Consider the following 15351-nt stretch of genomic DNA (forward strand, 5'->3'; position numbering starts at 1 on the left):
TTTGATAGGTTGTGTTTATATTAAAAAAGGGTATAAATCAAATTATCCTTTTCGTTCATAAAAAATTAACACTTCGCTTTGGTGGCTAAAGGCTTTCACATGATGAGAAAATCGAATGCAGACGTACTAATTAGAGGCGGACAAACAACCCAACACTGGTTTCGTATGGGGCTTCAAGTCGTCAAAGGCACTCTCATGTTTGCAGTGGGTATTTTCATTGTTGTTTGGCTAGGTCTATCTTTTAGCTACTTCAAGTTTGAAAATATCCCACTCATTTTTGTGCACTATCAAGCAACATTCTTTGTCGAAACAAGAGGCACGCCTGATGTCCTCTTGAACTACAATCATCCCCAAAACGGGCTCATTGTAGATACAGCACAAGCAATTTTTACAAATCCGGAAATTGCTGGCCTCTCCAAAGACTATGAAGAAAAAGCTATTGCATTTGCATGGATGGCGTTCATTCCAACAATAGTTGGTGCGATTATTGCTTTTTGTGTTTTTTATTTCAGTGGACGTGAGCTTGAGGGAGACAGTCATGTAAGAGGCACTAAGCTAGTTTCTTACAAAGAGCTCAAACGATGGTCCAAATTAAAGTGGGCACAATATGAAAAAAAGTTTGGGAAAGAACGGAAAAAGGGGCCGCGATATACGATCGCTGGCATCGAATTTCCACCTAACACAGTTGAAGCACAAACAGTCATATGCGGCACTGTAGGTGTTGGTAAGAGTAATGCTATTCTTGAACTCTTATCGACCGTTAGAGAGATGGATGGAAAGGCCATAATCTATGACAGAATGGGCACATATGTGTCCCAATTTTATGACCCTCAAAAAGACATCATAATCAATCCATTTGATCAACGGTCACATTCTTGGTCACCTTTTAATGAAGCTAAAAGCCCTGAGTTTTTTACTCAGCTTTCGGAAGTTTTCATACCTGACAATAAAGGTTCAATGGACCCTTTTTGGACACAGGCAGCCCGGATTGTTTTTGATTATGCTGCCCAGACGCTTTTTGAAAAAAAAGAAATGTCCAATCAGGCACTACGGGATGCAATTCTCAATATTCCTGCCAACAAGCTTGCAGAGCTGATTGAAAAAACACCTGGTCGCCACTTCTTCAATTCAGAAACTGCCAAAACAGCGGGTTCAATTCGCGCAAATTTGATCACAGAACTCAGGTTCCTTGAACATTTGAGAGACGATGGAAAGCCATTCTCTGCGCGTGAATGGGTGCACGATGAAAACAAAAAAGGGTTTGTATTTCTCACAGCAGATGCCGAACATGCCGCTGCAAACCGAAACATAATATCGTCTATCCTTGAGGTCGCTGCCAATGCGCTAATGACTATGCCGCAGTCGGATGATCCGCGTATATGGTTTATGATGGACGAAGTCCCTACACTCAATCGTCTACCATTTCTTCCTAAAAGTCTTGCTGAAATTCGACAGTTTGGTGGCGCGTTTGTTGTTGGCTACCAAGTGTTTTCACAGTTGGAAAGCATTTACGGTGACAAAGATGCAAAAACCATCGCTGGCAACCTCAACAACCGTATTATCTTTAATACGCCTGATGCAGATACAGCAGAAATTTTTTCTAAGTCACTTGGCTCTGAAGATGTTGAAGAGCGAAGGGAAAGTATCACTGTTGGCGCCCACCAAAGTCGTGATGGTGTTGGTTTTATGGGCCAACGACAAGAAAGAAGGATTGTCACGGCCTCCCAAATACAATCGTTAGCTCAATTTGAAGGCTACATTAGCTTTGCGTATGACAGCCCAACAGCATTTGTGGAATTCAAGGCATTTCCAAAATCGGTTTCAGCTCCCGCGTTTGAACCATATTTGGGCAACAATCCAGCAAAGGGTGTAATGCAGCTCCTTGGTCAGCGAGAAGATGAGACCGCGCCAGATCCTCAATCATCAGCCCAAAAAAAACTCATGAAAGACGAAGAAACGCTTCAAGAGTTTGACATCTACAAAATCAGGATCAAGAAAAAATATCCCGATCTATTGGATGATGACGAAAACGATATTTGGCTCCTTCAGCATTTTTTGAATCAAAAGGCTTTAGGTGTTGCGACAGATGAGATTGGCATTCCCAAACCTTCCGGACAGATGATGGCTGGCATTGGCCAGAAGTCTCGTAAGACCCCTGCCCCCTTCACTGAAATTTTATTTCCATTACAGCAATTGCGGGGAAAACCATCCCCCCACTCAGACATGGAAAGTAGTTCCTTCCAATCTCACGAACCGGAAACCGAAGCTAACAAGCCGAAGAACACTATTTATGAAGGTCTCAGCCAGTTTTACCATTCTGAGGGCGAAAAGCCATGATGTCTCGGCAAACTGTTTCGTCTGGCGCTGCCTCAAGTGGATATTATAAGGCTGAAGGTTACTATATTGAAGGGAGTGAAGAAGCGAAGGCCGCTGCTCAATGGTTTGGAAAAGAAGCCAAAGCCCTTGGTCTTGAGGGACAGATTGATGACAACATTTTCACCAAGATGCTTGAGGGTCAAACGTACGAAAAGGGCCCAGATGGACTGGTTGAAGGTCGGGATATGTCAAAGGGCGTCAAGAATAGACGTTATGGTGAGGATTTAACTTTTTCTGCCCCAAAGTCAGTGTCGATCGCTGCATTAGTTTTTGGCGATGATCGTCTTGTAGAAGCCCATGATCAGGCAGTTAAAGCAGCCATTAGTTACGTTGAAGAAAACCTCATTCAAACAAGGCGAAAAATCAATGGTAAGATCGAGGTTGAGAATGGAGGAAAAATCATTGCCGCATTGGTGCGACATGATACGTCACGCGCGCTAGATCCTCAGCTACACACTCACGCAGTCATTCCAAACATGCTTAAAAATGCAGCGGGTAATTATACAGCGTTGCAAAATGATCTCATACTTCGTTCACAAAAGTTGGTTTCGGAAATCTACCGAAATGAATTGGCTCAACGCGCTTCTGACATTGGTTATACGGTTGAGCGTGTAGGGTCAGAAAAACTCATTGAGCTGAAGGAAGTCCCAAAAGAGTTACAGAACCACTATTCTTCAAGACAAAAAGAAATTGATCAGGCGCTAGAAGAAAAAAACCTCCCGTCAAATCCTCGGACTCGTCAAGCTGCCGCATTGGCAACGAGAGCGGCCAAGCAAAAAGATTTAGACCGAATGGAGTTGCGCGAGTTATGGCATAGCCAGGCAAGAGACTACGGCATGAGCCAAACTCAAATTGACGAGTGGGCAGCGAACCAGCAACAACGATCTAAGGCATACGTACCCGCGCAGACAAGAAACGACATTGTTTCTGATAATGCCCGTGAAGCTGTAGAAAAAGCTGTGGCACATATCTCAGAGCGGAAAACGGTTTACTCTAAATCTGAAGTTCTAGAGCAAACTATGAGATTTTCGAAACGCAATCTAACAGCGAAACAAGCTGAAGGAGCCGTTCGTCTTGCGCAAAGTTCAGGTATTTTGTTTGACGCGAAAGACCGTAAAAGTAGCGAACCACTACTGACTGATAATCAGTCGATCTTAACTGAAAAGAAGATCGATTATTTACTCAGGTCAACGTCGAGGTCCAGTTTATTGCCGACAAAGTTAGGTGATCGCAACTTAGAAAGCGCTCTCCAACAAAAATTGCGAAAAACGCCTATGTCACTTGGGCAGCAAGAAGGAGCAATTCTTTCATTATCTGGAAAAGACCAGTTTGTAGGTGTTCAAGGTCACGCTGGGGTCGGCAAAACATTCATGATGAAATACATCACCAAAGAGGCTGACAATGTTGGTTTCTATGTGCATGGTCTGGCTCCGTCTCACGCCGCCGTTGATCAAATGACGGGGGCAGTAAAAAGCGCAGAAACAGTGTCAGCATTCCTCATGAGGCGCGGTCCCAAAGCTGACATTGACCCTAAAAAAACTATCCTTCTCGTTGATGAATCATCAATGCTCTCTAACAACCAAATGGTAAGCTTATTGGAACTTGCAAAAGCAAAAACTTTTGCGCGTGTCGTATTTGTTGGCGATACAAAACAATTAGATAGTGTGGAAGCCGGCAGCCCGTTCCATTTGATGCAGCAACGCGGCATGAGGACAGCCATTGTTGGCGACATTATTCGCCAAAGAAATGATACATTGAGGGACGCGGTTTATCACTCAATCAAGGGTGAGGTAACCGAAGCGCTTGAAAAAATTAACAACAAGATCATCGAAACAAGTGACATTGCCCAAGACGCGGCATCGCGCTTCCTTAGTCTTAATGAAGATGATCGAAAAAAAGCCGGTATTACAACTCCATCGAACAAGGTTCGAGCTCAGATAAATGAGTATGTGAGAGACGGTTTGCGTGTGGAGGGCAAACTTGGCGACCGAGATTTTTCTATCAACGGGCTCAACAATCTTCACTTATCAAGAACCGAACTATCTGAACCATTGAGCTATCGTGATGGTGACATTGTTATTGCCCATCAAAACATCAAACAAGAAGGTATAGCTGCCAATAAGATTTACGAGGTTTTCAGCAAGGCGATGGACGGCTCCACTCGCCAACAGCTTTTTCTAAAGGACCGGAAGAGCGGTCAAGAGATCCCTTTTCACCCTGAAAAGAATAATAAGATTGGAACCTCAATATCTCTTTTCGAGCGTGAAGAACGTGCGTTCGCAATCGGTGATGAGATAAAATTCAAGATTCAGGATAAAGCCTCAGAGATAAAAAACGGCGATAGCGGAACTATTCAGTCCTTTCGCGAAGATGGGGCAGTTATTCGTATGTCCGATGGCACCATCAAAGAAATATCCACACAATCAATTGCTGCATCTGGGATGGACTATTCCTATGCAGTGACCACTCATGGAATGCAGGGCGAGACCGTAGATCGCATCATTGTTGCAATGACGGCGAACGAACACCTCACAGATCAAAAAGCCTTTTATGTGGGAATATCTCGCGCAAAAGATGAGGCAATCCTAGTAACCGATAATGCAGAACGTCTTTCACAGCAGCTGCTCGAAAAAACTGGTGAGAAGATTGCGGCCGTTGAGGCAAAAGAGTTGGCTGAAAAAGAGACTGAGCAGTCACAAAAAACAACTCAAAATGATGAAACGCATCAAGTCAAAGATGCCGAAAAGGATGAAAAAATTGTCCTAGCAGATCGCGAGAAAGAGAAAGAAGAAGGGTTAGACCAAAGCTATATGGCCGACCTACAAAAGGCGATTGACGAGCTTATTGAACAAAAAGAACGCGGAGAAATCGAACGATGACTGTGAAAACTAAGCCTCGATTGAGAATTGGCCCTGAAGCTGAGCAACTGGCACAATCCGCCAATGGTGAGTTAAGTAGCGAGCTGTTGGATGAACGTATTTTAGAACTTAAAGAAGCTTCAAGCGTTAAACACCCACCTTTAGACACTGGCAGTTTCAAAGCTGAAATTCAGGCTATAAATGAATCATTGATTACTATCAAAACAATGATCATCGCGCTTTCTGCTAATCAATCTGAAGAGATTAAGGACGCACTTCGTCACTTAAATCTACGCGCACAAAAACATCAAACTATTGCCGCTGATCTGATCGGTTTAGACACTCCGAGGCTCTCAAATCTTCAAGAAAGATTACGCGAATTCCAGCAACGTGAGCATGTCGTTCCTGAACCTGAAAAAGAACAATCGCAGGAAGAAAAAGAGCTTTAGTTTTGTTGAGATTTACAAGAATTTCACGGGACAAGTTGGACCAGCGTGTGGGACAGACTGGACCACAAGGCGGGACAAGCTGGACCAGCGCCCATAACTCATTGAAATATATAGTGAATTTTCATGCCTCAAAGAATTTAGATGTAACACCATCTAAACTATTGAAAATGCTTGCATTTTCGCTCCTGCATGGGGGTGCGTAACGTGTGCATCTTAATGAGGAACGAAGTTCCGAATTTCATAAAAAAACTTACTCTGTGCCGGAGATACAAAATCTCAAGGCTCGCCGTTTTAATGCGCAGCAATCTTCTTGCTGCTCCACTTTGGGGCCGGTCGGCATCCCCCTCACCCATCGAAAACAAAAGCACGGCTTTTGTTGGGCTGGTCGGCCTCAATCCATCTCAAATCTTGCATATCAATTTTGCCGTTACAGCCTCCCTAATGATTAGTCTTGTGAGTGCGGCTGAAGTTAAAGCAAATGATTGGTCTACTTCAGGTGATTTTAAACTGTCTGTCCGAAAGCCTTTGCAGATTGAATGGGCGCTTCCTACCGAACAATGGAAAAAACAACATTACTTCGAGAAGTCTGTTCGTGGCTATGAGTTCAAGCTAGCAAAGCTGCCTTCTCGATATGAGGGCAAGACAAGGCGTGATCAGCTTCTATCGCTGATCGCCTCAGTCGAAGCCCCTCACCGGCAATATGATGCGGTTCATTACAAGGCCAAGGTGAAGCCCCCTGCACTGCCTTCAACCTTGACCATTGGCCAGATATTGCGGTGGATCGAAGATACACCAGGGCAATTTCACGCCATAGGCCGGTATCAGATCATTCCTGATACTTTGGCCTATCTGATTGAAGCTGAATCGATCTCACATGGGGCTGTGTTTGATAAGAGGCTTCAGGATCAGCTCGCCATTCGCCTCTTGATGGATGCGGGACTTGGAAAGTTTGAAGCTGGAACACTCTCCATAGAACAGTTCATGGACCGCGTTGCTGGTGTTTGGGCTGGATTGCCACTTCAAAATGACAAGTCAGCCTATGATGGCATTGCGGGCAATCGCGCCATCATCAACCGCGATCAATATAAAGCCGCTATGAGCGCGATTTATGGCTAGAAGCTATATCCGCACCAAATAGATGAAAAATCGTCTGTATGGCCGAAAAAACGGCCATATCAGCGAAATTTTCATGCTCTGAACCACCGTATTTCCAGAAATTGACAGAACAGACCACCTTATGGGGAGACAACTTACAAAACTACAAAAGTGAAAATTAGCAAAACAGCAAAACAGCAAAACAGCAAAACAGCAAAACAGCAAAACAGCAAAACAGCAAAACAGCAAAACAGCAAAACAGCAAAACAGCAAAACAGCAAAACAGCAAAACAGCAATGATGCATGTTGGCAAAAGTACAAAAAGGCAAGCATGAAAAATGACAAATCTACAAAATAGCAAAGCTGCAAAACGCTGCTCGCCTTCAAATCATCAAGAGGCGGTCAATGACGGATTTTCAAATCCAGTCATTGCCGAAGCCGATGCTTATGAGCTGCGATTGCTGATTAAGCCTGATCAAGACCTTGGGCAAAAGTTTGAGGCGTTTGATCGTGATGAACAAGAAATGCTGACCATCAACGGTTGGCTCTTCTTAATTTATGACGACCCTGAAGGTCGAAAAATGGAGGCAATATGAAAACCATTTCTATCGTGCACAAAAAGGGCGGCGCGGGAAAAACCACCCTCGCCTATATGCTTGCATCAGGCGCGCTTAATCTCGGCCTAAAGGTTCATCTCATCGATGGAGATAGAAACCTTCAGCTCGCAAATTGGAAACACCGCTTTGAAGAATACAATTGGGAAATTGAGCGCCCTCAGTGGCCTCACAATCTGACCCATGAAAATCTTCATGGGTCGATTGATGGGCTATATGAGGCTTTAGATAAAGCAGAGAGAAACGGCATCAATCTAACGATTATCGATACGCGCCCAGGTTCAAATGAAGATACTGAGGATATTGCCTATGCTGCCGATTTGATCCTGATCCCACTCCGCGCAAACCCGGCTGATTATGAATTGGCAAAAAGCACATATGATTGGATGGTGGCGCTTCGTTCGTCGTTCCCCGATATGGAGCAATACCCCGAAATTAGGATGGTGCTCTCTGACGCGTCTAAAGGCATCATTGATGCAATGGCGCCTGAATCTGACGTGAGCAAAATTACAAAGTCAGAATATTTCGTATTGTCTCAATTGATGGAAATGCCCTTTTTGGACACCCCCATTCCTGCCTCAAAGGTTTGTGAGCAATTGCCCTTTTTTGGCCCTCTTGGTCCGGCCGCCGAAGCACATGAAAAAAACAAAGGCACCAAGTTGCAATCAAAATCCATCACAAAGATTTTGGAGTTTGCAACGGGTCTGTCAAAAGAAACATTGAGATATGGGGGTAGCGTATAATGGTCAAGAAACGTCCACTCAAGAGGCGCAGCATTGCTGGCACTGAAGAACCCGAAATTGCCATGAACGCAAGAGTTGCTTCAGCTCAACAACAGCTATCATCTGTAAAGCGCCCTGCCAGGCCAGAAAAAAAGCTGACATCTGTTTCGAAAGGTAAGAAGACGGTGGCAATCAGAATAATTTTGAGCGACCAGGCTAATCAAAAGATCGCTCAATTTGCTGAAGCCAATAACACCACGCCGGATTTGGCTCTGAAACATTTTGTTTCACGAGCAAAGATTGAAGTGTCAAAAATATTGTCCACTTCGGGTCGGCCGGTACAAAATTCAACTACGGGCAACAATGGCGATAACGACAGCAAGACTGTTGCCCGAACCAGCATTCCCTTGACTAGCGATCAAATAAAAAACTGCCACCAATTATTCGGTGACAGTTTGAATGCCATGTCAGATATGAGCTGTGTTTCAAAGCTAATGAGCGAAAAAATTTGCGACCTTATTTTTGTCGAAGCTTAAGCTCTAAAAGTTCAATGCTCATTTCGAAAGCTTGTCCAAGCCCAAGATCATTTGCATCTGCTAGATCATAAAACTTTTGAATGCATTCAGGCTTTGTCTTGATATTTATCTGAGCGGTACGTCCAGTACGTCTACGTCGCGGTTTAGCTGCTTTTGTATCTCTTGCTGGCTCTCTACTCACAAATCCTGAGCTTTTTGCAGCTTCCAAACCTGCTGCGGGGTCAACTCGCTTGCGCTCGATATTTTCCGGCTCCCATTTGCCAAGATCAATATTGGCGAGCGGGTCATCAGACAATTGCTCATTATCATCATCGAAGCCAAGACTTGCACGTTTGTTGCTCATGCGGCACGACCTTTCTTAGATGAGATTTCCAATAACTCGAGAATATCGCGAGTGAACTCACTGGCGTTTTTAATTGCTTTCTCCAAATTTGAAACATCTTTTGAAGGTAGGTTTTCAAGCAGTCCACCAAAGTCGAGAAGATCTCTGTAGGCGGCTCTCTCTACAATTGAAGTTTTCAAAACAGGGATACTGGCATCTTCCAGTTGGCTTCGAACATTTTTTAGCGACCTTGAAGCCACCGCGGCACTTGTTCTCGTGAAAACTACTGAATGTGGAATTTCACGTCGAGCGAGGCGGGCTTGGTTCTTTATGAGCTTAATAGTTTTTGCTGCGCCGCGTGCATCCATAGATGCACCCTGAGTAGGAATTAGAACTAGATCGGACATCCCAATTGCATTTGCAACCATCAATGATGCTGTTCCTTCTAGATCGACAATAACAAACTGCGTCTTTCGTGCAGCATCTTCAATTATGTCAACAATTGAATCCTCAGTTACATCACTTCTGATCTCAATTTTCTTGATATTATCGCTCAAGTTGGCCCATCCAGAAATCCATTTTTCAGGGTCTGCATCTACAATGGTTACACCAGCACCTTTAGACGCAAGGACATTTGCCAACAAAAGGGCAGAAGTTGTTTTTCCTGCCCCTCCTTTGGGGTTTGCAAATGAAATTATCGGCATCGCTTGCTCCTTCAATTATTTGATGGAATCCTATTATCTACTTGTTAACAAAAGGCTACTAACTATCAAAAAATTACTAGTAGCTACTAGCTATATTTTCCAATCTAGTAGCTACTAGCTATATATTCCAATCTAGTAGCTACTAGCTATATAAAACGACTAGAAAACATTAATTATCATTATGTTAGCTACATGATACCATTTTGGTAACTGATAGCTAGTTACTAACAAATCGTATCTATGTGGTTTCCCATCGTAACAGAAAGCTACCCTATAACATAAAGCTACTATTTAGTAACTTCAACGTACCAAAAAGAACCAACCGGCCAATGGCCGGTTGGTAATTTGTTTAGCTGTTCCAGGGGATGATAGCTTGAACTTCTTGCTCATCCTGTCCAGCGGCCTTTCCGAGATTGGCCCGGAAGTGAAGCTGTGGAATGGTGATCGATAGATAAGGTTCACCTTTTTGATTTTCCCTTTGCCAGATGGCGCCGATTTGAACCCGGGCGCCCCGAGGGCTGTTGGCAAAGAGTTGGTGAGTTGGTGCCTTTTCGTTATCGCTGTTTACCGGCTCTGCAAAAATCAATTCATCAAAAGTCAGGGTTGCGAGACGGCCTTCACCTTTTGACCCTATAATTTCTGCACTTTCAAAGCGGATGATGTTTGGTTCGTTGGTCATTTTGATTGCTCCTTTGTAAGCGTTTTTGATGTGCTAAAAAGGACAGTCGGGAAGAGGGGAGGTGCACCCAAAGGGCGATTGGTACAATCGAGGAAAGCGACAAAAAATTTGCTATCGCGAGGAATGGCGTAGCCAGGGGAAATTTTTGATCAGGCGCGCACCTTGCAGCTCACCGACCGACTGACATAGCTCATCAATAAAAAAACGCCCTCAAAGGAGCTTAATGACCGGCACCATTATCTTTGTGGAAAATAGGAATTATCGGGTCAAAAGGTGACAACTTGCAAAGCATATTTGATGAAGTGATTTTTGCAGTTTCACCGAAAGTGATAGGTAACAACAAGGTACTGCCAGTATGTGTCGAAAGTTTCGGAAACCCCGTCAAAGCTATGATTACCTAAAAAGGAAAACCAAAAAGGTGAACCTTATCTGCCAGACACAAGGGTAAGCGGTCAGATAGGCCACCAGTAATCCACTGGACAGGATGAGCAAGAAGTTCAAGCTATCATCCCCTGGGACTGCCTATCAAAATCAATGGCTAAAAGTCGGGTGGTCTTTTTGGGAAAATTCAACGGCTTCCAGTTACCGCGGTAGCGGCGTGGGCCGGAAAAATGAGCATTTCGCTCATTTTGTCGGGTCGCAAAAACCGGCCTGCAAATTTAAAAAGGGAGAGCTTATAGGCAACGCACAGCGCCATGCAGCGCCAACCGCTTCGTTTTTAGTTATATTGGGCACGAAGGATTCAAAATCGCTTCAAGTAGCAGGCGCAGCCTGTGCAAATCTTGTGTGGCCGGCGCGCGCAACTTGGAATTACACAAGCGGCTCAATCGTTGAGTTGAAATTGCCACCTATCACACAAGATTTGCCGCGATTTTGAACCCGGCCAAACCCCGCAAAGAAAAGCCCCCCTCCATGAAAGGAGAGGGGGAAACCTTCATATTTTGCGCAAACTGCGAATAGGTCGAAGGCTCAACGCATCAATCGCATCTTTCAAAAGAATGTTCTCATCATCACCCCAAATCATAAATCCTTGATCATCGCTTTCCGGGTCCACAATTACAAAATGATGGTGGGTCAGACCCATTTTAACCGAGCGGCGAATTAGTCCTTCAAATGGTTCGCCGCGTTTTTTCAACATCACATCACGCGACAAAAGTTCATATCCATATGAGGCAAGTAAGGCTTTATCGTCCATTATGCCGCCTCACTCATATCTGATTGCAGACCTTCCAAATAAGCGACTGCATTGTTTGCGGCGGCCGAGGCTTTAAACACAAATTTCGGGTCGTCTTTCATCACCTTCAACCATGAGGCGATATATTGGGCGTGGTCTTTGCGTGCAAATTGGCCAATGTTGAATTTGGGGCACAAAAAGGCCGCGCCAAGCTCTGCGATAAGTTCCTCAAAGGCATAGGCCGATTTGTTTTGTTTAAGTCCTTTCAAATCTCGATTTAAACGCGATTTGCCGCCAGACCAGTGGGTCAATTCATGAAACAAGACTGAATAAAAATTCTCTGTGGCCGTTGCTGTCTTGGTGTCATTGAACAATTCAGGGGCGGGCATAGTAATGCTATCGGTTGATGGCTGATAAAATGCCTTCCGCCCGTTCTCGATGATCTTGGCACCTGTATTTTTGCAAAATTCATCTGCAAGGGCGATGCGATCAACAAGGTTGGTCAATTCCTTGGCTGACTGGCTCTCAAGTTCAATGCCTTCAATCTGATCAAGATTGAATACGCGATGCATTTTGAGCATTGGAATGGATTTTTCGTCCTCTTCGCCTTGCTCGTTGGTGTCTTTGATCAAGCGGGTTTTGTAAAAAATAATCGGCGTTGATTTTTCACCTTTGCGCACCTTACCTCCTAATTTTTTCCATTGGTTGAAGGTCGCCCAGCGTGCACTAGAATAGCCCTTTGAAAATTGGGAAACCCATAGATTGACAATATTCACCCCGGAATAATTGCTCTCTGTGGTTGGATTATGGGGTAAGCCAAACTCGCAAAGCGAACCAAAAGGCGCTTCATAATCATCAAGATTGATGCTTTCCAGATGGGCGACAATTGCGTTTGTAATATCGTTATAAATCTCTGATTTGGACATGGCTTAATTACTTTCAAAAATTAGAATTTGTTGGTCAGGAAAACAAAAATTTCGGCCCAATAAAGAAAGGCGATTGAAAGGCCACCGAGGACAATCAGCGCCATCAAATCTTGGGCAAAGTTCAAAAAAGAATTGATCAAGTTCATTGGTGTTGCTCCTTTAGGTTCAGGGCTGGCCAAACAATCGGCCCGCTCTCTGAAACCTTGCCTAGCGGCGAGCGTCCGCCTCAAAAACAAAAAAGCCGCGAGGCCATTTATGGCTTCGCGACTATTTCGGACGATCGATCAAACTCACCGGCGATTTGTCAATGTACTTCTCGGGAACCGCGTAGCGGCGGAAGTTCATTGACAAACAGCGTAGCGTCGCCGGTTTTGATTTAAGCTGGAAAGAGGTTTTAAGACGGGTCTACCACCCGTCTGCCGGTTTTTTGTGCGCCCTGGCAATCAAGTAATCGGCAAAAAAAGAGGCCGCTCAAAGGGCGGCCACATGATTGAAAAGAAAGGGGCTGATTTTCCCCTAGCCGCCATAGTCCTCTGCGTTGACATCATTATTCGCCATCAAGGTATTCGGTCAGGGGCACATCAGCACCACCACTTGGCAACGCACCATTATAGGGATTTGTCGGGCCGTACCTCACGCCGTTCTGTTCAAAGCAGCCGTCATAACCAGAAAGCCAAGCACGATGCAGCTCAGTACGAGCGATAAATTTCCGAAGCCAACGGGGAAAGGTTCGCTTTGCATAGCCTTGCAGATAAATGTGATGAAGTACGCTGTTATAAAGTTTCATGGTTTCACAGAGATAAAAAAATGAACAGACCGGGTTTACCACAGAGCTACGGCCATCGCTACGGCGCTATTTGATAAGCGCGCTTCTGGCCTCCGCTATGCGATGCAATGCATCGCCCTTCGGGTGGAAAACCCTATTGCCGCAAAGCGGCAGGTCGGTGTGTTGTTCGAGCGCCAGCCGGACAATGCGCCGACCCAAATTTTGAGCCGCCCCCACTGTCAAAAGGTGAGGGCGGCAAAGTCCTATTTTGAGAAACAATCAGGCCCCCAAGCATCGATCTTGGCAAGCTGATCTTTGGTCAATTTCATCTGCTTGCGATATTCTTCTTCATTGAACATCTTGTGCAGCAAATTGACCTTCTCGCCCTTTTTGGCTTTGTCGAAGGTTTTGAATTTGTCGTCCTTATCGGACAGGCCCAATAGGTCTTTGTAGATGGACGACAGGAGCGACCCTTTCAGCCGTTTGAAACAATTGTCCGCAGTCGGTGTCCATACAGAACGCAGATCAGATCGAACTTCGTTCTCAACCAGTTTCAAAAGAGGATTACGGGCAAGGCCAAATGAGCGCACCAAATGCTCATGGATGATGGTATGAATTTCGCCTTGGCCCTGCTCACGGAATTTGGCAAACGCTTTGGCATGATCTGTTCTATGGTCATATTTGCCCTCCTGCGGCCCTAGAACCTCGGGCAATTCAAAACCATCCTTAATCTCTGGTGTGTTGTTCTGGTGTTCATAGCTGACATTCAAAGGCTTCCCCGCGTATGACAACTGTAGTTCAAGAGAATAGGCCAACAGCTTCACAACTAAGTCATGATGCTTGAGCAATGATTTTTGAACGGCTGCGCACCGGATTTTGTCCATGTCCTCAACAAACTTTTGAGAATAGTCAGACTTGGGCGCATCTGTAACTGACTTGCGGGGTGCTTCGATAAAATCAAGCTGGATTGCTGCCGCTTTGCCCTCTGAATTGACCAAGCCATCAACAAAGCTCAATTCACCTCTTTGATCGACATAGACCAAACAGCCGCCAATCTTTTTTTGCTCTGGTAAAAATTCACCGTCCAAAATCTCTTGAAGTTTGGCCAATTCCTTTTCGCCTTCTTCATCAAGAACGTCAGAATTGGCCAGCTCTGCAAGTTCATCATATCGCTCGGTTTGAACTTCATCCAGTTCCCCTTCGATTTTGCTCATGCGGGAAAACTTATATCTGTCCTCCAAATCATAAAACCCAATATAGTTTGCGTGAGAAACCTCAACCCACGCCCAACCATTTTCCTTGCGGAATTGCTCTGCCTGTTGGGTCAGTTTTTCATCAAAGAGTTTGTCCAGTAATTCAATATCGACAATTTCTAGGCTATCCTCAAACAAGTCCTCAACGATGGTGCCGCCAGCTTCTTTATAAGTATCCAAACCAATGAACCGAATACGGCTATCTTTGACGCTAACGGATTCCTCAACCAGAAACCGCTTCAATTGATACTCGTTGAAATACCGATCTTCGCAAAGCTCTAGTGCTTCCAAAACCTTGCTTTCATCGGTTGATAGGGTCATGATTTTTGCTTGGTCCATCGTCAATTTGCCATTCTTCAAAGCAGCAATCACTTGTTCGGGCAGGTTTGACAGGGCAAGGCGGCGGCGCACATGCATTTCGGTTACAGCAAATGTTTTGGCAATGTCGGTAATGGACATATTTTGTTTGGCCATTTTGCCATAGGCCACGACTTCATCGGCTGGATGCAATGCAGAACGGGCGGTGTTTTCAGCATTGGCCCATTGCATCGCAAGGCTTTCATTTGGCGCGATCAATACAGGCACATTCGCCAGTTCCGGCTTTTGCTTCACTGCGATCTGCAAAGCGCGTAGGCGGCGACCACCTGCGACAATCTCCACATTGCCGCCCTTGGCTTTAATCCCGCTCAAGTTTTGAATGAGACCGCAAGCCAAAATGCTATCGGCCAACAGTTGGATTTCATCCTCGGTGACCTCTTGGCGCGGGTTCAAAGGTGACAAAACCAACTTGTCGAGCGCTACAGTTTCGATTGCGAGATTTTGGGCTTTTTTGGTTGTTTTGAGTTGTGCGTTCATTGTTCTTCCTCTCTTAGAAATG

The 15351-nt window shown here is 44.9% G+C and carries 17 protein-coding genes; 9 read left to right on the forward strand and 8 right to left on the reverse strand.

Annotated features, from left to right (window positions below; genetic code table 11):
- Positions 1-99 precede the first annotated feature (99 nt).
- From MXMO3_RS17085 to MXMO3_RS17115, 8 genes are all read left to right on the forward strand, one after another.
- Complete coding sequence (locus MXMO3_RS17085) at positions 100-2337, forward strand: type IV secretion system DNA-binding domain-containing protein (protein WP_117396906.1); 2238 nt, start codon at positions 100-102, stop codon at positions 2335-2337.
- The gene (mobF, locus tag MXMO3_RS17090) at positions 2334-5255 is read left to right on the forward strand and encodes a MobF family relaxase (protein ID WP_117396907.1); all 2922 of its coding nucleotides are present in this window, start codon (positions 2334-2336) and stop codon (positions 5253-5255) included. The genes MXMO3_RS17085 and mobF overlap by 4 nt, the downstream gene beginning before the upstream one ends.
- Entirely contained in the window at positions 5252-5683 is a 432-nt protein-coding gene (locus MXMO3_RS17095; RefSeq protein WP_117396908.1) for a hypothetical protein, read from the forward strand. Before mobF ends, MXMO3_RS17095 begins: the two co-directional genes overlap by 4 nt.
- Positions 5684-5854: 171 nt before the next feature.
- The gene (locus tag MXMO3_RS17100; RefSeq protein ID WP_162889348.1) at positions 5855-6799 is read left to right on the forward strand and encodes a glycoside hydrolase family 104 protein; all 945 of its coding nucleotides are present in this window, start codon (positions 5855-5857) and stop codon (positions 6797-6799) included.
- Between the two features lie 150 nt (positions 6800-6949).
- A complete protein-coding gene (locus MXMO3_RS19030) occupies positions 6950-7078 on the forward strand; it encodes a hypothetical protein (protein ID WP_281273959.1) in 129 nt (42 codons plus the stop codon).
- A gap of 38 nt (positions 7079-7116) precedes the next feature.
- Positions 7117-7374, forward strand: coding sequence for a hypothetical protein (locus tag MXMO3_RS17105; protein WP_027836120.1), 258 nt, complete (start codon positions 7117-7119; stop codon positions 7372-7374).
- A complete protein-coding gene (locus tag MXMO3_RS17110; protein WP_117396910.1) occupies positions 7371-8135 on the forward strand; it encodes a ParA family protein in 765 nt (254 codons plus the stop codon). Before MXMO3_RS17105 ends, MXMO3_RS17110 begins: the two co-directional genes overlap by 4 nt.
- Positions 8135-8650, forward strand: a complete 516-nt coding sequence (locus MXMO3_RS17115) for a hypothetical protein (RefSeq protein WP_117396911.1) — start codon at positions 8135-8137, stop codon at positions 8648-8650. Before MXMO3_RS17110 ends, MXMO3_RS17115 begins: the two co-directional genes overlap by 1 nt.
- Here the strand turns inward: MXMO3_RS17115 and MXMO3_RS17120 are convergent.
- The 3 genes from MXMO3_RS17120 to MXMO3_RS17130 form a co-directional block, all read right to left on the reverse strand.
- Positions 8631-8993, reverse strand: a complete 363-nt coding sequence (locus tag MXMO3_RS17120) for a stability/partitioning determinant (RefSeq protein ID WP_117396912.1) — start codon at positions 8991-8993, stop codon at positions 8631-8633. The genes MXMO3_RS17115 and MXMO3_RS17120 overlap by 20 nt on opposite strands.
- Positions 8990-9676 (reverse strand): ParA family protein, encoded by a 687-nt coding sequence (locus MXMO3_RS17125; RefSeq protein ID WP_117396913.1) that lies wholly within the window; start codon positions 9674-9676, stop codon positions 8990-8992. The genes MXMO3_RS17120 and MXMO3_RS17125 overlap by 4 nt, the downstream gene beginning before the upstream one ends.
- 349 nt (positions 9677-10025) lie before the next feature.
- Complete coding sequence (locus MXMO3_RS17130; RefSeq protein ID WP_117396914.1) at positions 10026-10355, reverse strand: DUF736 domain-containing protein; 330 nt, start codon at positions 10353-10355, stop codon at positions 10026-10028.
- 484 nt (positions 10356-10839) lie between these two features.
- Between MXMO3_RS17130 and MXMO3_RS17135 the strand changes: the two genes are divergently transcribed.
- Positions 10840-11232: a hypothetical protein gene (locus MXMO3_RS17135; RefSeq protein WP_117396915.1), complete on the forward strand. Its 393-nt coding sequence runs from the start codon at positions 10840-10842 to the stop codon at positions 11230-11232.
- 57 nt (positions 11233-11289) lie between these two features.
- On the opposite strand, the gene MXMO3_RS17140 is transcribed toward MXMO3_RS17135, so the two are convergent.
- The 5 genes from MXMO3_RS17140 to MXMO3_RS17155 all read right to left on the reverse strand — a co-directional run bounded on the left by MXMO3_RS17140 (position 11290) and on the right by MXMO3_RS17155 (position 15329).
- A complete protein-coding gene (locus MXMO3_RS17140; RefSeq protein WP_117396916.1) occupies positions 11290-11550 on the reverse strand; it encodes a hypothetical protein in 261 nt (86 codons plus the stop codon).
- Complete coding sequence (locus MXMO3_RS17145; RefSeq protein WP_117396917.1) at positions 11550-12455, reverse strand: ArdC family protein; 906 nt, start codon at positions 12453-12455, stop codon at positions 11550-11552. Before MXMO3_RS17145 ends, MXMO3_RS17140 begins: the two co-directional genes overlap by 1 nt.
- Positions 12456-12475: 20 nt before the next feature.
- Positions 12476-12601 (reverse strand): hypothetical protein, encoded by a 126-nt coding sequence (locus MXMO3_RS19035; RefSeq protein ID WP_281273960.1) that lies wholly within the window; start codon positions 12599-12601, stop codon positions 12476-12478.
- 401 nt (positions 12602-13002) lie between these two features.
- Positions 13003-13242: a hypothetical protein gene (locus MXMO3_RS17150; protein WP_162889343.1), complete on the reverse strand. Its 240-nt coding sequence runs from the start codon at positions 13240-13242 to the stop codon at positions 13003-13005.
- A gap of 242 nt (positions 13243-13484) precedes the next feature.
- Positions 13485-15329 (reverse strand): ParB/RepB/Spo0J family partition protein, encoded by a 1845-nt coding sequence (locus MXMO3_RS17155; protein ID WP_117396919.1) that lies wholly within the window; start codon positions 15327-15329, stop codon positions 13485-13487.
- Between the last annotated feature and the right edge of the window lie 22 nt (positions 15330-15351).

The sequence above is a fragment of the Maritalea myrionectae genome (assembly GCF_003433515.1).
In the GTDB taxonomy this organism is placed as follows: domain Bacteria; phylum Pseudomonadota; class Alphaproteobacteria; order Rhizobiales; family Devosiaceae; genus Maritalea; species Maritalea myrionectae.